Source organism: Microbulbifer maximicatervae (SeqCode) (genome assembly GCF_052467505.1).
In genome coordinates this window covers 4,370,771-4,389,873 of sequence record NZ_CP174313.1, presented here as the reverse complement: position 1 = coordinate 4,389,873, position 19,103 = coordinate 4,370,771, and the positions used below count along the sequence as shown (strand labels likewise).

General features: G+C 46.7%; 23 protein-coding genes. 16 read left to right on the top strand and 7 right to left on the bottom strand.

What is annotated here, in order from left to right:
• The first annotated feature begins 30 nt into the window (after positions 1-30).
• From ACJJIN_RS19395 to ACJJIN_RS19360, 8 genes are all read left to right on the top strand, one after another.
• Positions 31-408 carry a PH domain-containing protein gene (locus ACJJIN_RS19395; RefSeq protein WP_444895831.1) on the top strand — a complete coding sequence of 126 codons (378 nt, stop codon included), beginning with the start codon at positions 31-33 and terminating at the stop codon, positions 406-408.
• An 88-nt stretch (positions 409-496) separates the two neighbouring features.
• Positions 497-727 carry a hexameric tyrosine-coordinated heme protein gene (locus ACJJIN_RS19390; RefSeq protein WP_108734816.1) on the top strand — a complete coding sequence of 77 codons (231 nt, stop codon included), beginning with the start codon at positions 497-499 and terminating at the stop codon, positions 725-727.
• A 559-nt stretch (positions 728-1,286) separates the two neighbouring features.
• Entirely contained in the window at positions 1,287-1,811 is a 525-nt protein-coding gene (locus ACJJIN_RS19385; RefSeq protein ID WP_444895830.1) for a nuclear transport factor 2 family protein, read from the top strand.
• 214 nt (positions 1,812-2,025) lie between these two features.
• Positions 2,026-2,487 carry a YccF domain-containing protein gene (locus ACJJIN_RS19380; protein WP_444895829.1) on the top strand — a complete coding sequence of 154 codons (462 nt, stop codon included), beginning with the start codon at positions 2,026-2,028 and terminating at the stop codon, positions 2,485-2,487.
• Between the two features lie 260 nt (positions 2,488-2,747).
• Positions 2,748-3,575 (top strand): DUF5694 domain-containing protein, encoded by an 828-nt coding sequence (locus tag ACJJIN_RS19375; protein ID WP_444895828.1) that lies wholly within the window; start codon positions 2,748-2,750, stop codon positions 3,573-3,575.
• A gap of 100 nt (positions 3,576-3,675) precedes the next feature.
• Positions 3,676-4,605 carry an alpha/beta hydrolase gene (locus tag ACJJIN_RS19370; RefSeq protein ID WP_444895827.1) on the top strand — a complete coding sequence of 310 codons (930 nt, stop codon included), beginning with the start codon at positions 3,676-3,678 and terminating at the stop codon, positions 4,603-4,605.
• A gap of 213 nt (positions 4,606-4,818) precedes the next feature.
• Positions 4,819-5,415, top strand: a complete 597-nt coding sequence (locus ACJJIN_RS19365; RefSeq protein WP_444895826.1) for a lipase family alpha/beta hydrolase — start codon at positions 4,819-4,821, stop codon at positions 5,413-5,415.
• A gap of 55 nt (positions 5,416-5,470) precedes the next feature.
• Positions 5,471-5,923, top strand: coding sequence for a phosphate-starvation-inducible PsiE family protein (locus tag ACJJIN_RS19360; RefSeq protein ID WP_282930894.1), 453 nt, complete (start codon positions 5,471-5,473; stop codon positions 5,921-5,923).
• Positions 5,924-5,985: 62 nt separating this feature from the next.
• Here ACJJIN_RS19360 and ACJJIN_RS19355 read toward each other — a convergent pair whose 3' ends face one another.
• The 7 genes from ACJJIN_RS19355 to ACJJIN_RS19325 all read right to left on the bottom strand — a co-directional run bounded on the left by ACJJIN_RS19355 (position 5,986) and on the right by ACJJIN_RS19325 (position 11,127).
• Positions 5,986-6,744: a TerC family protein gene (locus tag ACJJIN_RS19355; protein WP_444895825.1), complete on the bottom strand. Its 759-nt coding sequence runs from the start codon at positions 6,742-6,744 to the stop codon at positions 5,986-5,988.
• Between the two features lie 89 nt (positions 6,745-6,833).
• Positions 6,834-7,220, bottom strand: coding sequence for a SpoIIAA family protein (locus ACJJIN_RS19350; RefSeq protein ID WP_413663643.1), 387 nt, complete (start codon positions 7,218-7,220; stop codon positions 6,834-6,836).
• 141 nt (positions 7,221-7,361) lie between these two features.
• On the bottom strand, positions 7,362-7,853 hold the full coding sequence (locus ACJJIN_RS19345; RefSeq protein WP_444895824.1) for a VOC family protein: 492 nt from the start codon (positions 7,851-7,853) through the stop codon (positions 7,362-7,364).
• Positions 7,795-8,106: a putative signal transducing protein gene (locus ACJJIN_RS19340; protein WP_444895823.1), complete on the bottom strand. Its 312-nt coding sequence runs from the start codon at positions 8,104-8,106 to the stop codon at positions 7,795-7,797. The genes ACJJIN_RS19345 and ACJJIN_RS19340 overlap by 59 nt, the downstream gene beginning before the upstream one ends.
• A gap of 96 nt (positions 8,107-8,202) precedes the next feature.
• Positions 8,203-8,601, bottom strand: a complete 399-nt coding sequence (locus ACJJIN_RS19335) for a hypothetical protein (RefSeq protein WP_444895822.1) — start codon at positions 8,599-8,601, stop codon at positions 8,203-8,205.
• 268 nt (positions 8,602-8,869) lie between these two features.
• Entirely contained in the window at positions 8,870-10,378 is a 1,509-nt protein-coding gene (locus ACJJIN_RS19330; protein ID WP_444895821.1) for an aldehyde dehydrogenase, read from the bottom strand.
• Between the two features lie 86 nt (positions 10,379-10,464).
• Complete coding sequence (locus ACJJIN_RS19325; RefSeq protein WP_282930887.1) at positions 10,465-11,127, bottom strand: fumarylacetoacetate hydrolase family protein; 663 nt, start codon at positions 11,125-11,127, stop codon at positions 10,465-10,467.
• Positions 11,128-11,277: 150 nt separating this feature from the next.
• On the opposite strand from ACJJIN_RS19325, the gene serA reads away from it, so the two are divergent.
• From serA to ACJJIN_RS19285, 8 genes are all read left to right on the top strand, one after another.
• Complete coding sequence (gene serA, locus ACJJIN_RS19320) at positions 11,278-12,525, top strand: phosphoglycerate dehydrogenase (RefSeq protein ID WP_413663649.1); 1,248 nt, start codon at positions 11,278-11,280, stop codon at positions 12,523-12,525.
• A 200-nt stretch (positions 12,526-12,725) separates the two neighbouring features.
• Entirely contained in the window at positions 12,726-13,634 is a 909-nt protein-coding gene (gene rarD, locus ACJJIN_RS19315; RefSeq protein ID WP_444895820.1) for an EamA family transporter RarD, read from the top strand.
• Between the two features lie 51 nt (positions 13,635-13,685).
• Entirely contained in the window at positions 13,686-14,762 is a 1,077-nt protein-coding gene (locus tag ACJJIN_RS19310) for a sensor histidine kinase (protein ID WP_444895819.1), read from the top strand.
• Positions 14,759-15,541 carry a LytR/AlgR family response regulator transcription factor gene (locus ACJJIN_RS19305; protein WP_444895818.1) on the top strand — a complete coding sequence of 261 codons (783 nt, stop codon included), beginning with the start codon at positions 14,759-14,761 and terminating at the stop codon, positions 15,539-15,541. The genes ACJJIN_RS19310 and ACJJIN_RS19305 overlap by 4 nt, the downstream gene beginning before the upstream one ends.
• Before the next feature lie 138 nt (positions 15,542-15,679).
• Positions 15,680-16,129 carry a cupin domain-containing protein gene (locus ACJJIN_RS19300; RefSeq protein WP_444895817.1) on the top strand — a complete coding sequence of 150 codons (450 nt, stop codon included), beginning with the start codon at positions 15,680-15,682 and terminating at the stop codon, positions 16,127-16,129.
• Positions 16,130-16,222: 93 nt separating this feature from the next.
• Positions 16,223-17,449, top strand: a complete 1,227-nt coding sequence (locus ACJJIN_RS19295; RefSeq protein ID WP_444895816.1) for an MBL fold metallo-hydrolase — start codon at positions 16,223-16,225, stop codon at positions 17,447-17,449.
• Positions 17,450-17,889: 440 nt separating this feature from the next.
• Positions 17,890-18,621: a DUF4386 domain-containing protein gene (locus ACJJIN_RS19290; RefSeq protein WP_444895815.1), complete on the top strand. Its 732-nt coding sequence runs from the start codon at positions 17,890-17,892 to the stop codon at positions 18,619-18,621.
• Entirely contained in the window at positions 18,618-19,058 is a 441-nt protein-coding gene (locus ACJJIN_RS19285) for a DUF6326 family protein (protein WP_444895814.1), read from the top strand. The genes ACJJIN_RS19290 and ACJJIN_RS19285 overlap by 4 nt, the downstream gene beginning before the upstream one ends.
• Positions 19,059-19,103: the final 45 nt, after the last annotated feature.

Sequence of the window (19,103 nt, the reverse complement as noted above, 5' to 3'; positions counted from 1 at the left end):
CCTCCTCCAATAGAATTACAGGGATAACCCGTGATAGATTTTAAAAACTCACCAGTATTTAAACTGAAGCCTATAGATATCTCTGAATCCAGGGATGACTTTAATAAGTTCCTGATCGAGGGAGAGTTTATTTTTGCAGGTTTTAAAACTATTCGTGATCAGGTAGTTTTCACCAACAAACGCATTATTGCCGCCAATGTTCAGGGTATCACCGGCTCAAAAGTAGACTACACCTCTTTGCCTTTCAGCAAGATCCAGGCATTCTCTGTTGAGACCGCTGGCACTTTTGATCTGGACTGTGAAATAGAAATTTATTTAAGCGAGATCGGTAAGGTAAGGTTCGAAATAAGAGGTTCTTTCGATCTTATTCAGTTCAACAAATATATCAGCCAATACATATTGGACTGATATCAATTCTTAGTAAACACACAAAATAACTGGGGCTCAGCAGCTCCCACAACTTTATCAATCAACCCGATAGTAGAGAGGGATGTCCATGTCGCAAATCTGGTTAGAAAGCCTAATTACTGAAAATGCACAACAAGGCTTTGAACTTGCAATGAAACTATCCAGGATGGGAGTTAAATACACCCAGCCTTCAGATGAAGTACGGGGTAAGCTGAGGTCCGCCTATGAGGAAAATGCAGACAGCCTAATCGCCTCCTCTCAGGTTGTTGCCATTAACTTCCAAACCGTTGCAGCAGCCAATAATTACTGGCGCGGCTAAAGGGTTAAGAATGCGTTATCTTTGTAGAACGGGTAACGCATTCGAGGGAGCCTCTGAATAACTCCGTAATGCCTCTGCGGGCCTTGAAGGCTGCAGATGTTAGGCGCAGCTCGCCGCGAATGGCCGTAGCCCTTGGCAAGAGCTGCAACGCAGCAGCTGTAGCCTTCAAGGCCCGCCCTTCGGGGCTCGCAGAGCGATTCACACTCCGCGTTGCGACTTCTTGAAAGGTCTAGACATTCCTGCTAAGCCGCGCCTTGATTGTGAACCGCTTTGCAAGCCAGAGGTATCACGCAGTTATTCAGAGGCTCCCTAGATCTGCAAACATTCAAACAAATTCCCTTCATCTCCTCCTCAATAATTTATGGTCTTTTAGTACTACAAACACTCTGATTCTGTACTAAAAGTTAGCCATCACTATAGGTAGCTGCAAGATCGTCATATTCACTGTTGACGCTCTCGACCTTATTGATATTTATAAACATTGCGATACTGTCTTTGGCACAAGATAGATTAACTCAACGATCAGTAATGTTGCGCCTCAGATGGGAAGGTGAATGAGATGGAATACAATGACGATGAAAAGTACTTAATTCAACTTTGGGAAACCCATACCGAGGCCGAATTCGATCTAAAAGATGCCGACGCCGCAGTTGCTACCATGACAGAAAATCCCGTATTAATTCATGTACCGGTTAATACCGGCGCAACGGGAAAAGAACCCTTACGAAAATTTTATAGGGATATATTTATTCCTCAAATGCCAGCGGATATAAACTTACAGCTTCTTTCCCGCACCGTGGGCAAAGACAGCTTAGTGGATGAGTTTATTCTTCACTTTACCCATTCTATTCGTATGGATTGGTTCGCACCTGGTATCGAAGCAACAGGGAAGAAGCTATCAGTCCCCCATGTGGGAATTATTAGCTTCTCCAATAGAAAAATCAGCTCTGAGCATATTTACTGGGACCAAGCGACTGTATTGGATCAATTGGGTATATTGCAGTCAGGTCTACCAGTAACAGGAAGTAGTCAATGTCATCGCTTGCTAAATAGTAATGCTCCGGCAAATGAGCTGATACCGTAAACTTTATACCCAACGGGTAAAATCCAAGCCAACGCCCAGACTGACCAGCTGGTCATGTATAGACCGAGGAAAGTATCCATAACTGAATCTAAAACGTGAGGACTTGCGTCTAACTACTGTAATTTAAATAAATGATATAGCGATTAGGATTTGCGGTAACATCAGTAGATTACCGTTTTCACTAATAAATTTTACCGAATTGGTAGGGGTAGTTATGCGAACACTTGGAAATTTCCTCTGGTTTATCCTTGGCGGTGTCTTTATGGGACTCTGCTGGTGGTTTTGCTCGCTGATTGCCTTTATCAGTATTATTGGTATTCCCTGGGGAAGAGCCTGCTTTGTAATCGGCAAATTTTCCTTTTTCCCTTTCGGCAAGGAGGCAATTTCCCGAGAAGAACTCACCCTGCGCGGTGATATTGGGACAAGCGGCTTTGGTTTAGTCGGAAATATTATCTGGTTCCTATTGGCTGGTATCTGGCTTGCTATTGGCCACCTTCTGCATGCTATTGCCTGTTTTATTACCATTATTGGTATACCTTTTGGTTTACAGCACCTTAAGCTTGCGGCAATTTCACTCTCTCCGATAGGAAAGACTATTGTCAGCAAGGAAGTAGCCCATTCCGCTAAAATGCGTAATGCAGATGTTGAAGTGACCAGATTAAGAAGTGCTACTTAAGTAAACATACATTAACAATGATACCGTACCAACTTGGGGTTATTACTAAAATAGCCCTGAGTTCTCAAGTCCCACCGCAATAAATTAATAAAAAATTTTTCAGATCAGAAAAATCACTTTATTTATCTTGTTATAAGCAGGCATTACCAATTTAAAGCATTCAATTTTGAGCTGTTTTATCGCTGTCAAATTCAAACTTATTCATTTCGTGTAGTACTTAGCCAAACTATAGAAGCTAAATAATAAAATAAGGATATTAAATGAAAAACCTAACACGACAAATCACTGGCTCAATTATGCTTTCTTTGGGACTTATTGGTCTAAGTGCCTATGCAGAGCCAGTAGAAACTACAGAACCCGCACAAGTTATGCTTTTTGGTAGCTTTCACTTTAGCCACTTCAGCAAACCCAGTAAAGATATGGTGAAAACACAAGTTATTGATATTTATACCGAAGAAAATCAAAGGTATTTGGAGGACCTATCCTCACGGATTGCCGCCGACTCGCCAACACATGTTCTTCTGGAATGTCACACCAATGACGAAAGTAAAATGAATCAGCGCTTTGCCAAATATGTTAAGGGTGAACACAAGCTAAATAGAGGAGAAAGCGAACAGCTGGGATTCAGGGTAGCAAAGAAGGCCGGCCTGCCTAAAGTCATCTGCTATGATACTAGCCAAGATCTCCCCTATGGCGAACTTTTATCCTATCTAGAAAGTAATTCGCCCGAGCGAAAAAAAATAACTGATGAATTTTTGAAGGCTTGGGGCATTCGATTTAATGAGATGCATGCCTCACTGTCATTGGAGGAAATTCTGGACAAGCACAATGACCCCGCTGAAGATAAAATAAACGTAGGCTCCTATATAATGCTCAATGACGTTGGCCAAGGTGATAACTTTATAGGGGCCGATCTATCCTCCAAATGGTGGTCCAGAAACTTCCGTATGTATGCCAATATCCAATCCGTCGCCCAACCGGGTACCAAAGTTTTCGTTCTAGGTGGACAGGGGCATAGCTCTATAATGAGACCGATGCTCGAATTGGATGATAAACGTGAAACCTGGGATGTCCGCAGTTATTTCTAAAGAAGGCTCAACACCAAAGTCAGCCCCTTAGGGGGAGGAGCCCTGCCACTGGTTTTATAGATAGAGTAGAACTTTATCTACACCCCAAAGGCAGGGCGCTATGGATATCTATAAGACCTTATTATTCGGTATTCTTTTCAGTCTAATACCACCGTGTACAGCTGAAGAACCCCCTAAAGAAGTACAGGTATCGGCAGGAAAGCTTGAAACACTGTCCTCCCTGACACAGGAAGGACTTGCTGAGCGCCCAATTCATGTATGGCTGCCTGATCAATATCCTACACAGAAACCCTATGCCGTCCTTTATATGCACGATGGACAGATGCTGTTCGACAGTAAAACCACCTGGAATGGTCAGGAGTGGGGCATGGATGAAGTCGCCTCTCGGTTAATAGCAGAAAAGAAGGTACGTCCCTTCATAGTTGTCGCTATCGATAACATTGAGACACTTCGCCACGGTGACTACTTCCCCCAGAAAGCTCGGAGTTTTTTGCCTAAAGAAGCTTCACAGGTCCAACATCCATTTAACCAAGCCGAATTGCGCGGGGATCTTTACTTACAATTTTTGGTGACCAAGGTTAAACCCTATATTGATAGTCATTACGCTGTGAGTGGTGATCCCAGCGACACCTTTATTGCCGGCGCGAGTATGGGGGGATTAATATCACTCTATGCGGTCACAGAGTACCCCGAAGTGTTCTCTACGGCTGCAGCTATATCCACCCATTGGCCAGGGATTAACCCCGACGACAAACTACCGATAGCTAAGGCTATTCGCGACTATCTAGAGGCAAATTTACCTAAGCCTGGAAGTCACCGATTTTATTTTGACCATGGTACAGAAACCCTGGATGCTTATTACCCACCTCTGCAACGGACTGTGGATAAAATTATGCGCCAGAAAGGATATTCCTCTTCAAATTGGCAAACCCAAGTATTTGAGGGTCATGCCCATGATGAGAAATCATGGAATTCTAGACTCGATGAAATATTAATATTTCTATTTGGAAACCCTCAAACAGACGCTTAAATTATTTTTCTATTTTAGATACCGGCATCTATATAAATAAAAGACATAGTTGCCGGCATTCCAACTTATCCCTTAAGACTACTTTGCTACTTTGTGGCATCCAACAATAGTTCTGCAACTATACTTCTCTATCAAGCTCCCAATAGTTTTTGGCAGACAAATAACTATTGCGATTGAAGCTTTTCCTAACGCATCACTTCTCCTGCGACAAGAATGAAACGTAAAAGCCGAACTGTTCTTTTAATACCTGGAATTTTTGATCGAGGAACCTCCTTACTTAGAATGCAGCACGAATTAGCTGCCGAAAATTATGACGTACACTATATCCACCTACGCTATAACTCCGGCTGGCATGGTATGGAACACCTTTCATCCCAGCTTCTCGCAAAATTGGAGCATATCGTAGATAAAGAAACTACCTGTACCCTGGTGGGATTCAGCATGGGAGGGATAATCGCTCGGTATTATTTACAAGCCCTTAATGGTTTGGAGCGGGTGCATAAATTTATATCAATTTCCTCTCCCCACCATGGTAGTTACTGGGCAAACTTTCTTCCTTACAAAGGTGGGAAACAATTGCGGATTGGCAGTGATTTTTTACGCGCGTTGAACTTAGGCGTTCAAAAATTGGAGGTTACCAAGCCGGCTTCAATCTGGACACCCTATGACATAACCATTATGCCCCATAGTAGTGCTATCCTGGGCTTGGGAACATCCTACGAAGTTCCAGTGATACTACATCGAATGATGCCGCTAAGTAGCAAGGTAATTTCATTACTAAAACAGGAAATTAAATCAGGATTGGATTAAGAAGCTCACTGACAGAAACCAGCTTTAATTTTATGAGTTTAACGAGAAGTAAGGCATGGACAGCCCAGAAGAAAAAACTTCGATTACAGATAAGGCAATTCACAACTACTATCGAAAATTTGAAAGCCTGATTGCCTTAATTTTGACTTTTATTATTGTTGTAATCGTAATAGTCGCGATCAGTCGATTGGGATATTCTGTATACAATATGTTACTGGTGGGCATGCAAGACCCTCTGGACCACAAAGTATTTCAAACAATATTTGGCGAGATTATTACTTTACTGATTGCACTGGAATTTAGCCATACACTTCAATATGTAGTTACACGTCAACAGAGTATTATTCAAACCAAAGTTGTCGTACTTATTGCTATTTTAGCTTTATCCCGAAAATTTATTATTTTAGATCTTGATAAGGTCAATGCTGGCGAACTTTTGGGATTATCTACTGCCACTCTCGCGCTGGGCCTTACTTACTTAATATTGAAGCTTAAAAATAGTAACTAAGGGCACTATTGCAAACCAGACAGTAATCCGGGGTGGAGGAACACCTCCACCCTCTCACTATATTAACTATCTTCACGTAGAGCGTGATGTAACCTTACCGGTGGGGTCTTACGGACTTTCTTACTGCGCATACGCAAATTGAGGAACTCCACAGCCATTGAAAACGCCATGGCAAAGTAGATATATCCCTTAGGTACATGGACATCAAACCCTTCAACCACCAGAGTTAAGCCCACCATAATTAAGAAGGATAGTGCCAGCATTTTCACGGTAGGATGACGATCAACAAAATCCCCGATTGGTTTAGCCGCTACCAACATAACGATTATCGCCAGAATAATCGCTATTGCCATGATTGAGATCTCGTCGACCAATCCGACAGCGGTAATTACAGAATCCAAGGAAAAGACAATATCCAATAGTGCAATTTGTAGTAGCACCATCCAAAATCCCGCACTGCCGAGCGAGGATGCACTCTCCTCTTCACCCTCGAGACTATTGTGAATTTCATGGGTAGCTTTAGCGATTAGGAACAGTCCTCCGCCAACCAAAATAATATCACGCCCTGAAATTTCCATGCCATAGATGCTAAATAGTGGCTCGACTAAGCCCATAATCCACACAATAGAGAAAAGCAGAGCCAACCGGGTCACCATTGCCAGGGTAAGACCAATAAAGCGCGCGGGCTCTCTCTGTTTTGGAGGCAACCGTCCAACCAAAATGGAGATAAAGATAATATTATCGATGCCCAGCACTATCTCCAGCGCCGCCAATGTGGCCAATGCTATCCAGGCCTCAGGGCTGGCTATCCACTCAAACATACGGTCTAATCCTTATATAATTTATTATTTAATAAGCCTTTAATGGACAAATACTTTATTTTTCTACTCTGGCTTTATCACTTCAAAATCTAGGTATCTTCCTCCAGCCAAGCTTTCGCCTCAGTTTCTGATTCAAATGTTCGATATTCACCACCAATAAACCAGCTACCTACTTTTCCGGCGACTTTTAGCCAGCGTTTATCTGAAAGTACGGCAACCCGGTTAAACTCCCGGCCGTATTCAATACCCAACTTAAAATCATCCCAAGCCGCCCGAGGCTCCCACCCCTCCAATTCTCGAGCATCCATAAATACGTTTATCTTTGGGTGCTCAACTTTTTCTATTGCTGCGGTCAACATTGGTACCATGGTTTCGTAATCATCATGGGTCAACTTACCACGGGCCTTCACAGTAAGGAAAATATAATCGGATTTCTGTTCCAAACCGATAGACACACCATGGGACGTAACAGTCATAAGACACCTGTAAATCTTTTACGAATTATCACTACATAATCCATACTTTAATCATCGAAAAAGCCATGAATTCATGAGTTAAGATAAAAAGATCATATTAATTGAAAGGTGATAGGTTTAAGTATTTGAGTAGCTACTCACTTACAAGCTGATAGTATCAGAGCCACTGCCATCAAACTGTACCAGACAGAACTCATTTCCAAAGGGGTCAGTTAATGAAGACTTAACTCCCCATTCTGTTTGCTGGATTTCACCCTGTATCTGTCCACCAGCATCGACCACCTGCTCTATTGCCAGAAGCAAATCCTCTACAACAATATCCATATTTACCGGCGTCCAGTGCCGATCATAGCTACCTATATTTTTTTTACTGTTTATCGGCCAGATCCCCGAATCCCTTTGCTGTAGAAATATAGGCACAGTGCCACCGAGCATCTCTATCATATCCGTTCCCAGGCGGCGACCTTCGTAGAGGCCAAATGCATCTCGATAAAAATTGATCGCCCGGTTTAAGTCATCGACATCAATGTTGAGAAGTACTTGCATTGTGACATGCGACCCACAAAACTCCGCTTTAGTCAGCTCCTGCTGGCTTGGGTTCTCCACATTGCCAGCAGTAATCAAAAGCTGCACCGTTATCTTCCCCACATGCCTGGCAGAACCAGCTATTCGAATCCACCTCAGCCTCAGCCAGGACCTGTCGGGCTCGCTCCAAATCGCGGTCACGCTCTAACCATAATTCTGGCCAAACTTGGTTGGGGGCTAATTCACCAGTAGCCCCCTGGGCATATTCATTTTTTAATCGTGTTTTTATTCCCGCAACTTCAAGTCGACTCTTTGCCAACTCAACCAACAAGCGGTTTTCATGGGTATAAATAAGTTTCATAATTGGGCCGCACAAATATCAGGAATCCCCAGATTACACAGCTATTAATCTGCAAACAAACCCGGTTTCTGCCAAGCCGGCAATCCCTGAAAATTCTCAGCGCACACCGATCAAACCACAATTTTCATATTCACAGTATTTCTCTTCTCCAACCGTAATGATCTCCAGAATAGACTCTACGGAGTCAACTGCTGAACGGCTGGTCAATAGAATTCTGCCTGAGCGATTGGCAATATATTCAAGGACAACTTTCCCTTTTCTATTGCGATGCTCAGCAATTTTCTGCCCTTTTCTGACTTGATCACCACGATTGACAAATAGCCTGATCCACTCTCTTTGCCTCTGCTTGAGATTGTTATTGTGAGACATACTCGTATAAATTTTTTCTGCGCTAACAAGCCCTGCTATTTCGCCAAAAACTGGCGCTTTTTCAGCATGGGCATAGGTCGCACCAGTGGCGCTTAAAGCCACAAATAGAACGGTAGTTTTGTTCAAATCAGCACCCCTACACGCTATAAAACTCGTGAACTGGAATACTCATATCCTGAAAATGTCGCCCAAACTTTTCTCAGGGCAATAAGTTAGGTATAGCTGACTAGATAATTCACGCCAGAAAATCCACTGCGCGTCGATCCGGCAGCTGGTATTAAGGTAGGGGGAGATAAACACTGACTACACCGGAGCCCTGTATGTCTAGTGGCAATTCCGGGGTGAGAGGGAAAAATGCATGAGGACCGGGAATCCGGCCCTCAAAGCTGAGAAGCTAACTCAAATCAATCCAGGTGGACTTGAGTTCACAGTACTTATCCAGCGCGTGTAGCGACTTATCGCGGCCATTTCCAGACTGCTTAAAACCGCCAAATGGTACGGTGATATCACCGCCAAAATAGTTATTTACCCAAACAGAGCCGGCGTATATATCCCGGGCCATACGGTGGGCACGCCCCAGGTTATTGGTCCAGATACCCGCCGCCAGGCCGTAGATTGAGTCGTTGGCAATGGCGAGTGCTTCTTCCTCTGTCTCGAACTCGATAACAGACAGTACCGGGCCAAAGATTTCTTCACGGGCGATCGTCATGTCACCGGTGACACCGCGAAATACCGTTGGCTCATAGTAGTAACCGCCTGCTACTTCATCTACCGGTTTGCCGCCGCAAACCAATTGGGCACCCTGCTCCAGGCCCTTGGCCACGTAAAATTCAACCGTATCAAACTGGCTGCGATCGATCAGGGCACCCATACGGGTACTTGGGTTTTGCGGATGCCCGGGCTTAAAGCACTCTGCCGCTTTAGCCACCTTTTGAATAAATTCATCGGCAATAGATTTTTCAACCAGCAGACGCGATCCGGCGGTGCAGGTCTCCCCCTGGTTGTAGAAAATGGCCAAGGCCGCCGCTTCGGCCGCCTTATCCAGATCTGCATCGGCAAATACAATATTCGGGCTTTTACCGCCGAGCTCAAGGAAAGTACGCTTGAGGTTGGACTGACCTGAGTATTCGGTCAGGGTTTTGCCTACTTCGGTGGAACCCGTAAAGGTCAGGCAATCGATATCCATATGCAGGCCCAAGGCCTTGCCCAAGCTACTTCCCGGCCCCGGTAGCACATTTAACACACCATCTGGCAGGCCCGCTTCCTTAGCCAGGCCCGCCAGCTTAATCGCGGTCAGCGGTGTGTTAGACGCGGGCTTCAGGATAACGCTGTTGCCGGTGGCCAGGGCCGGCCCCAGTTTCCAAGCGGTAGTGGATAAAGGGAAGTTCCAGGGCACAATGGCGGCCACCACCCCCAGGGGCATACGGGTAACCAAGCCCAGCTCACCGGGGCCGGTCGGGGCCACTTCATCGTAAATCTTGTCGATTGCTTCACCGCTCCAGCGAATCGTAGTGGCCGCTCCAGGGACATCCACGGCCATGGTATCGCCAATCGGCTTACCCGCATCGAGGCTCTCGAGCAGGGCAATTTCCACCAGATTCTCTTCAATCAGCTCTGCAAAGCGCACCATAATTTTTTTGCGCTGCATTGGCGGCATTTTCGACCAAACGCCAGACTCGAAGGTTTCCCGAGCTACCTTTACCACCAAGTCCGCGTCATTTGGACCGCAACTGGCAATTTGCGCCAGCTCTTCACCATTTGCGGGATTAAAAGTGGCGCGAGTTTCACCGGAGAGGGCATCGACATAGCTGCCATTGATAAAGGCACGGCCCTCGATTTTCAGTGAGGCCGCCAGAGCCTGCCATTCCTGCAGGTTTTGGGGGACATTATTTTTCGCTGACATGACACACCTCATTTAATTTGGAGATAGTTTTCCCGGTTATATCGAAAATGTGATCACAAATCAAAGAGTCATATCATAGTTGCGAATTAAGCAACCTGCGTTTCCACACGCAGCCAATCATCTTCCAACTGCATCGCCAGATTATCGCCGTGGTGTAATTCGCCCACTCCCGCCGGTGTGCCCGTCAAAACCACATCACCGGGTTCGAGCGTAAAATAACTGCTGACATAGGCCACCAGATCGAGAATTGGTGTCAGCATATTTTCGGTTTTACCCTGCTGGCGCAGTTCACCATTCAGCCATAGGGAATAGCTGAGCTTGTCCCAGTCCGGCAACCAATCGAGTTTCACAAAGGGAGAAAGAGGGCATGACTTATCGAACCCCTTGGCCTTTTCCCAAGGATGTCCCGCTTTTTTCAGCTTCGTTTGGAGGTCGCGCAAAGTTAAATCCAGGGAGAGGCCCAAGCCAGCAATGGCCCCAGGGACTTCTGCCACGTTGGCATTACTCAAGCGCTTACCAATCAACAGGGCAAGCTCCCCTTCAAAGTGACAACTGCCGCGCCCCGCTGGTAAATGGATGGTGTCTGCCATAGGTACCGCTGCTGTTGCCGGCTTGATAAATAGCAGGGGTTCTTCTGGCACCGGATTATTTAACTCCGCCGCGTGGTCTGCGTAATTGCGCCCCACACAGACAACCTTCCCCAAACCAAACGGTACTTCACTGCCACAGGTAAATTGATGTTGGTACATAGATAAACAAGATAGTTAGGATAGAAATTTCGAATAAAGCCTTGGAGGCTGCATGTGCTATGATCGCGCCTTCGCCAAAATTGCGGCACCCCCGAAGAAGTGATCTAAGCACTTTGCACCTGTTATTTGCACTCAGTGAAGAGATAGTTTATGGCTCCGCACAGTTCCGATCAAAAGAAGTCCCTGCAAAAAGATAAAATCCGCATCCTGTTGCTGGAAGGCGTACACCAGTCCGCCGTCGACTTACTCAGCTCCCGAGGCTACACCAATGTGGAGTACCTCAAGACCTCCCTGCCTGAAGATCAATTGATCGAGAAAATTGCCGATGCGCACTTTATCGGTATTCGCTCGCGTACCCAGTTAACCCGCAAAGTGTTGGAACATGCATCCAAACTGGTAGCTGTAGGCTGTTTTTGCATCGGCACCAATCAGGTGGATTTACAGGCGGCGACGGAACTGGGTATCGCGGTATTTAATGCGCCCTACTCCAACACTCGCAGCGTTGCCGAGCTGATTATTGCCGAAACTATTTTTATGCTGCGCGGTATTCCAGAGAAAAATGCTGTGTGTCATCGCGGCGGCTGGCAGAAGTCAGCGGTGGGCTCATACGAGGCCCGTGGCAAAACCCTGGGCATTATCGGCTACGGCGCTATCGGCTCCCAGGTTTCTGTTATGGCCGAAGCTATCGGGATGCGAGTCAGGTTCTACGATGTGATTACCAAGTTGCCGCTGGGCAATGCCACCCAAGTAAACTCACTACCGGAATTGTTGGCGGAATCCGATGTGGTCTCCCTGCATGTACCAGAGTTGCCTTCCACCAAAATGATGATGGGCGCCGAGCAGATCGCGCAGATGAAGCCCGGCAGTATTCTCCTCAATGCCTCTCGCGGCACTGTGGTAGATATTGATGCCTTGGCAGAAGCACTGAAGAGCAATCACCTGGCCGGTGCGGCAATCGATGTCTTCCCGGTTGAGCCCCGTGGCAACAGCGACGAATTCGTCTCTCCCCTACGCGGAATCGATAAGGCGCTGCTGACCCCTCACGTAGGTGGCTCCACTGTGGAGGCCCAGGAGAATATCGGTACAGAAGTATCGGAGAAACTCGCTCACTACTCCGACAACGGCACCACCACCAGCTCTGTGAACTTCCCGGAAGTAGCACTGCCCGGTCACCTGGATACCCACCGCCTGCTGCATATTCACAAGAATGTGCCCGGTGTACTGAGCGCTATCAACCAGGTGTTCTCAGAAAATGCCATCAATATCTCCGCACAGTTCCTGCAAACCAATGAAACAGTGGGCTATGTAGTGATCGATGTGGACGCAGAGTATTCTGATCTGGCACTGGAAAAATTGAAGAGTATCCCCGGCACCCTGCGCTGCCGTGTGCTTTTCTAAGCCTTTAGGTCGTTGGCGGGTACCCACAAATACCCGCCAATGACACGCCAATCGGAGCCTTCCTCGCGGTAAAAAAGATTGATCCCCCCCGGCCACCGCTTCTACAATGGCCAGACCTATTCTTTTGCTTCAGGCCCAGGTGACCACATCCACGTGCCACCCCTGAACCAAAGCCAGAGTTATCCACAGCAGGTGCTCCCTTGCGTAGTAATGATTCCGCCTCAACCGGCCTTCTCGCCGGGATTTCCGCCTTCCTCATTTGGGGGCTGGCGCCACTGTACTTCAATAAATTACAGGATATTCCCGCTGCGGAAATCCTTGCCCACCGCAGTATCTGGTCGCTGGTACTCGCTATTGGTATTCTGCTGATTGTACGCAAAATGCCGGACTTTCTGGCGACCCTGCGCGATGGCAAGAAGATGCGGATGCTGGCCCTGACCACGGTATTGATCGGCGGTAACTGGCTGGTGTTTATCTGGGCGATCAATAACGGCCATTTGCTCGAGGGCAGCCTGGGTTACTACATCAATCCACTGATCAATATTTTGCTGGGGGTCCTGTTCCTGGGTGAGAAACTGCGGCGACTGCAATGGATCGCTGTAGCGCTGGCCGCTACCGGCATTGCCTATGAGCTTTGGCAGTTTGGTCGCATACCGATGATTGCCCTGTTCCTGGCCTGCTCCTTTGCGCTATACGGTTTGGCCCGCAAGCAGGCCCCTGTGGAAAGCCTTACCGGCCTCGCGGTAGAAACTCTCTTTATATTGCCAGTGGCCGTGATCTACCTGTTTTGGAGCGACAGCCCCACCAGCAACTTGCTGAACAACAGCCTGGAGTTAAACAGCTTACTGCTCTTTGCCGGCCCCATTACCCTGGTTCCCCTGCTGCTGTTTACGATCGCCGCGCGCAGGCTCAACTTATCCACATTGGGTTTCCTGCAATACATCGGCCCCACACTGATGCTGGTGGTCGCCACCCAGGTATTGGGTGAGTCTTTCAGCGAAGAAAAGCTCACCACCTTTATGTTTGTTTGGCTGGGTCTAGCGCTCTACTCAGTCGACGCATTGGCACAGCGGAGAAAGCTGCATCTACAAGGTAAGGCAGCGCTTTAACGGTAAAACCTGTGTAAGAATGGCCGCCTAAATTAACCAAAGGCGGCCATCATGAATTACTCGCCGACAGCCAACCCAGCTCAAGTGCGACTGCTACCCAGCAGGCAGCGGTCGCTGACTGTTTTGCTCGCTACTCTGCTTTGGACCCTGCTACTCAGCTTCGGCTGGAAAGGTACTTATACAGAGCTCCTACTTCAAACCAGCACAGCTGCCATATCAGCACTGATTACTTTTTGCCTGTTCGAGCAGTGGCCGCGCAACTTGCCTCAACGATTACCTCGCTGGGTAATACAGGTGGTGGGTGTGGCAATCTCTATTCCACTATCGCTGCTAATCCTGTCCCCTGCCTTGACAGAACCGGGGGCACTTCCACTTTGGCAGGACCACAGCCGACACTGGAGTTTTCTCCTGATAGCGGTGACCGGCATGTTATTCGGGCCCTGGCTCGCTATGTCTGCGCTGTTGCGCCAGCGGGATATTGCTGTACGAGAGCAGGCGCAACTTTTTGAGCGGCAGCGGGGAGCCCTGGAGCACCAGGCGCTTAATGCGCGGCTGCGTTTATTGCAATCCCAGGTGGCCCCACACTTCTTATTTAATACACTCGCCAATGTACAAGAGCTGGTAGAGTCTTCATCCCCTCAGGCACCCGCACTACTGAACAACCTGATTGCCTACCTGCGCGCCGCAGTACCGAAACTTGAGTCGGAGCAAAGTACCCTCGAGCAAGAGCTAACTCTGGTGCAGGCTTACCTGGGCCTGATGCAAATGCGTATGCCGGATCGCCTGGAATTTTCTATCAACGCTGATGACGAGGTGCGAAGTCAGTCTTGCCTGCCCATGTCTCTGATGTCACTGGTTGAAAATGCCGTCCGCCATGGCATAGACCCCAGTGAGGAAGGGGGACGTATTGATATTGAAATAAAGCTGGAACAGGGCCTCTGTATTGCCACCGTCACCGATAGCGGTATCGGCATCCAGGACAATTCCAACAGTCTCGGGACAGGGTTGGCAACTTTGAGAGAGCGACTGCAACTCACCTATGGCGATAGTGCAGGCTTGCGTTTGATCGACCAACAGCCCACAGGTCTTTGTGCCGAATTGCTATTCCCCGCCAAGGAGCAAATATGAGTGCCACGCCCACCACCGCCTTAGTAGCTGACGATGAACCACTGCTGCGCCAGTCTTTGGTCCGCAAACTCAAAAGTGTCTGGCCGGAGCTGAAGGTTGTTGCGGAGGCCCGCAATGGTCGTGAAGCCGTAAAACTATTTGAAGAAAAGCAGCCCGATATCTGTTTTCTGGATATCCATATGCCGGGTAAGTCCGGTATTGAGGCAGCCCAGAGTATCGGGCGTCGGGCCCATTTAGTTTTCGTTACCGCATACGACAACTACGCCGTGGAAGCTTTTAGCCAGGGTGCACTGGACTACCTGGTAAAACCGGTAGAGATTGAGCGGCTCGCCGATACCACCGAGCGGCTTAGGGAAAGGCTCAGTAGTTGCAAACCCATCAATCATCAACAGGAGTTACTCGAGCAATTAGCGAGACAGCTTCAATCCAAGGAAGACAAACCATACCTGCGCTGGATTCGCGCTTCCATAGGCCAGCAATTGCGGATGATACCGGTAGAAGATGTGCACTATTTACGTTCAGATGAGAAGTATACCCTGGTCGCCTGGAGCGAATCCGGCAATAACAATCTCGAAGCCTGTATTCGCACGCCATTAAAGGATCTAACCCACCAACTTGACCCCGAACTCTTTGCCCAGGTTCATCGCTCTGTTGTCGTCAATTTAAAGGCCGTTCGCCATGTAATAAGGGACGGAGATACCGCTCAAATTACCCTGCTAAATAGGGAAGAAATACTCCCCGTAAGCCGGCGTTACTTGCATCTATTCCGCCAAATGTAATCAGTTTTTTAGTAGGGGGCATTTAAAAGCCAATTTTTTCTCCGACGTAGGTCCGTAGAGATTATCCCGAATTTATTGGACAGCATTAATTCTTGATCGAGAATTACATAAATCTCCATAAGATTGCCGGAAAGTTCAATGAGCCGCCACCTGCTTTTCCTTGCCATTCTGACACTTGCATTTATCTCGGAAAATATATTTGGCCAGGACAAAACCAACGACGTAAAGTTTGAAACTCTAGTTTCCTCTACAAAGGACTGGGAAGGACATTCCCTACCAAAAATGAAACCGGGGCAACCGGAATTAACGATTGTTAGCGTTACTATCCCGGTGGGCGAACAGATGCCCGTACACAAGCATCCAGTGCTAAATGGTGTCTATGTAGCAGAGGGCACTTTAACCATTGTACTTCCAGGACAGAAGGAAACGCTTACTCTGGGGGCAGGTAAGGCATTTATCGAAGTTACCGACAAATGGCATTATGGGCGTAATGATGGTGATACTCCGGTAACTATTATTCTCTTTTACTCCGGCCTGGAAGGACAGCCAACCACCATCTATAAAAATCCTGATGACAAACTAAGTTAATAGCAGCCTAAATCCTGATCCTTTACAAGGCATGAGTCCACGTCATCTACATACTTGACCAAAATTGTTAATCATTTTTTTGTACGTTTAAAAATGTCTGCATATCCTTGGTATGTATTTTCCGCACCGACTGGAATCTATAAAACCATGCGACTGATCGTTGATATATTTGCCACTCTTGCCCTCGGGGTGTTTTTCGCGATTTCAAGCCTGGCCGAGCAGCCTGAATCTCTGAAGCGTTACCCACCTTATGTGGAAGATGATGGCAAAATGCACATCTACTTTTGTGGAACTGGCACGCCAGATCCGGGCTATCAATACTTGCGCCATCCCGCCTGCGTTGCTATTCGCAGCAGTGGGAAACTATTCCTCGTCGATGCGGGCGAAGGAGCTACAGCAAGAATTGGCCAGCTCGGCCTTAATCTCGCCCAGCTGGACCCCATTTTTATTACCCACTGGCACTCGGATCACTTTGGTGGTTTGGCCATGGTGATCAACGAGTCCTGGTTTGTTGGTGCCGACTCGCCTATTAATGTCTACGGACCCTACGGCATCCATCGCATTTTGGATGGAATTAACAAGAGTTTTGGGCCGGACATCCTTTTTCGATCGGCAAATAGGCAGGGAATTCTCGATCCAGTCCTAGCGGTCGCCACTCCCCACCTAGTGAATATTGCCGGGGATCAAAGCGAGGTCGTACAAGATGTGTGGCACCACAGGGATACTTATGTCTCTGTGTTTGCCGTACATCACGAACCGGTTTTTCCCGCATTTGGTTACGAGATACGTTTTGGCCCCTGTAAAGTCATCATTACTGGTGATACCCATGTTTTCGATGCGCTAGAGCCAATTGAACGGGATGCCGATCTACTGATTTCTGAGGCTCTCAGCTATGCCCAATACATCAGCAAGCTGAAGCAAACCGGGGATAACCGTCGCGCTCGTTTGCGATATGAGAAGGCAAATCAAATTATCCACTACCATTCCAATACTCTGGACATTGCCAAGATGGCAACCAAAGCGGGAGTAAAATCGGTTGCCTTAACACACCTAATACCACCCCCCGTTACTGAAGCTGACAAGATCGGCTTTATTAAGGGAATGCGTAAATTCTATTCGGGCCCAATTCGGGTAATGGATGACCTGGATGAAATTGTGCTATCGGACAATGGACAGGGTACCTGTAAGGTTGAATACCCTACTAACAAAGTTCCCACAAGTGCAAAACAGACTTCGGAGAAAAGTGATAAACCCCGCAAGAAGCCAGCCTCCACACCGAGTCCCTCCGAATCCAAGAAAGCCAGTCAACAACCCGATTAACAGCAGGCTAAACAGTGTGAGCCGCATACGGTTGGCGACTCACAAAGCTTCTGGATGGCCATACCATCCCAAATCACTTATCTCACTATTCCGCACTTCAAACCACGCTTTCCGCAGCCTATGCCTAGCTGGGTAGCGCACAACTCAATATTCCAATAGGTTTCTTTGCATACAGTGACTCTAAAGAGACCACCATGGCGTCAATAGCTAGTACCGCACACCCAATAGTCTCAGTACCGTTAGCGATACAGAATCTTTACCTCTATTCACAACGGAACAACACCATAAGTACGTCTTTGCTGACCATATTCTTCTTATGAAATTCCAGCTGATTACCGTGGTTGGAATTTCATCGCAGTCCCCTTTATATGGGTACCGCGACTAGGACCTAACCGACTATTGGCTCTCTATCTGTCAATTTGATTTTACAAGGATATAAAATGACTCAAAAAGAATATGCCAGACTTTCTGGGCTTATTTATTTACTTACTATATTGTTGGGAATATTTTCTTTAGTATATGTGCCTTCTAAAATTCCCACAGCGTGGGAAAATGCATCATTAACAGCGCAAAACATCCTGGAATATGAATTTCTATATAGATTAGGAATTTTAGGCGGGATACTTCTCTATATACTATTTTCAATACTGCCACTAGCTTTATATCGCACACTTGCACCTGTAAATAGAGGATGTGCGTTGTTAATGGTTATTTTTTCTCTCACCAGTATTCCATTTACTCTACTCAATATAGTTAACAAAGTTGATGCTCTCACACTTCTTAGCGGAGCAGAATATCTCCTAACTTTTGAAAAAGAACAAATTTATACCCAGGTATTATTGTTATTAAAATCGTATAGTAACGGAATCCAAATAATCCATGCTCTCTGGGGATTATGGTTACTTCCTTTCGGATACCTGGTCTACAAATCAAACTTACTACCAAAAATACTGGGCATACTGTTAATGGCAGGATGCCTTAGCTATTTAGTAAGGTTCTGCGCAAATTTACTTTTCCCTGAATATCAAATCCCCGCTTTTATTAGAGTACCCGCCTCTCTAGGGGAGATCGGAACCTGTCTATGGTTACTAATTATGGGCATTAGAACTCCACCAACTATTACCGAATCAAATCAAAAGTTATCTACCAGTAAGATCGAGGGAATGTCATGAACGATAAAGACAACTTAAAGAGCACATCGACCAAGCTCACTGGCAGTCATATAGATGTTAAGATTAAAATAGCCGGGCTATGGGCTTCAGTAGTACTACTTTACATCTATGGGGATTTCTTTGGGCTATTTAGGACAGGAAAAATAGATAGAATAATTGAGGGGTTCGGGCCATTTGGAGCGGTCACACAAGAGTCACTACTTACTGTATCAATCATTGTGTCACTCCCCTGTATTATGGTTGCCCTTACTTTATTACTTAAACCATCTATCTCTCGCTGGATAAATATTATTACATCCTCAGCTTTCATTATTTTCTTATTTGTAACATTTTTAATGTCCACCTGGTATTTTTACTTCTATCTGGGATTTATCGAGATTATTCTCAAATTAGCTATTATTTGGCTGGCTTGGCGCTGGCCTCATGAGGAGTATTAATAGAGTTTTTGACCAAAGGAGAAGGAAAGAACATATTGTACTTGG

Bases quoted from the DNA above. Each gene is read 5' to 3' on its own strand.
- ACJJIN_RS19330 (WP_444895821.1), bottom strand. From the start codon at position 10,378: ATGTCAGCGAAAAATAATGTCCCCCAAAACCTGCAGGAATGGCAGGCT.
- ACJJIN_RS19385 (WP_444895830.1), top strand. From the start codon at position 1,287: ATGGAATACAATGACGATGAAAAGTACTTAATTCAACTTTGGGAAACC.
- ACJJIN_RS19300 (WP_444895817.1), top strand. From the start codon at position 15,680: ATGAGCCGCCACCTGCTTTTCCTTGCCATTCTGACACTTGCATTTATC.
- ACJJIN_RS19390 (WP_108734816.1), top strand. From the start codon at position 497: ATGTCGCAAATCTGGTTAGAAAGCCTAATTACTGAAAATGCACAACAA.
- ACJJIN_RS19355 (WP_444895825.1), bottom strand. From the start codon at position 6,744: ATGTTTGAGTGGATAGCCAGCCCTGAGGCCTGGATAGCATTGGCCACA.
- ACJJIN_RS19325 (WP_282930887.1), bottom strand. From the start codon at position 11,127: ATGTACCAACATCAATTTACCTGTGGCAGTGAAGTACCGTTTGGTTTG.
- ACJJIN_RS19285 (WP_444895814.1), top strand. From the start codon at position 18,618: ATGAACGATAAAGACAACTTAAAGAGCACATCGACCAAGCTCACTGGC.
- ACJJIN_RS19370 (WP_444895827.1), top strand. From the start codon at position 3,676: ATGGATATCTATAAGACCTTATTATTCGGTATTCTTTTCAGTCTAATA.
- ACJJIN_RS19295 (WP_444895816.1), top strand. From the start codon at position 16,223: ATGTCTGCATATCCTTGGTATGTATTTTCCGCACCGACTGGAATCTAT.
- ACJJIN_RS19350 (WP_413663643.1), bottom strand. From the start codon at position 7,220: ATGACTGTTACGTCCCATGGTGTGTCTATCGGTTTGGAACAGAAATCC.
- serA (WP_413663649.1), top strand. From the start codon at position 11,278: ATGGCTCCGCACAGTTCCGATCAAAAGAAGTCCCTGCAAAAAGATAAA.
- ACJJIN_RS19375 (WP_444895828.1), top strand. From the start codon at position 2,748: ATGAAAAACCTAACACGACAAATCACTGGCTCAATTATGCTTTCTTTG.
- ACJJIN_RS19380 (WP_444895829.1), top strand. From the start codon at position 2,026: ATGCGAACACTTGGAAATTTCCTCTGGTTTATCCTTGGCGGTGTCTTT.
- ACJJIN_RS19290 (WP_444895815.1), top strand. From the start codon at position 17,890: ATGACTCAAAAAGAATATGCCAGACTTTCTGGGCTTATTTATTTACTT.
- ACJJIN_RS19360 (WP_282930894.1), top strand. From the start codon at position 5,471: ATGGACAGCCCAGAAGAAAAAACTTCGATTACAGATAAGGCAATTCAC.
- ACJJIN_RS19310 (WP_444895819.1), top strand. From the start codon at position 13,686: ATGAATTACTCGCCGACAGCCAACCCAGCTCAAGTGCGACTGCTACCC.
- ACJJIN_RS19365 (WP_444895826.1), top strand. From the start codon at position 4,819: ATGAAACGTAAAAGCCGAACTGTTCTTTTAATACCTGGAATTTTTGAT.
- ACJJIN_RS19305 (WP_444895818.1), top strand. From the start codon at position 14,759: ATGAGTGCCACGCCCACCACCGCCTTAGTAGCTGACGATGAACCACTG.
- ACJJIN_RS19340 (WP_444895823.1), bottom strand. From the start codon at position 8,106: ATGAAACTTATTTATACCCATGAAAACCGCTTGTTGGTTGAGTTGGCA.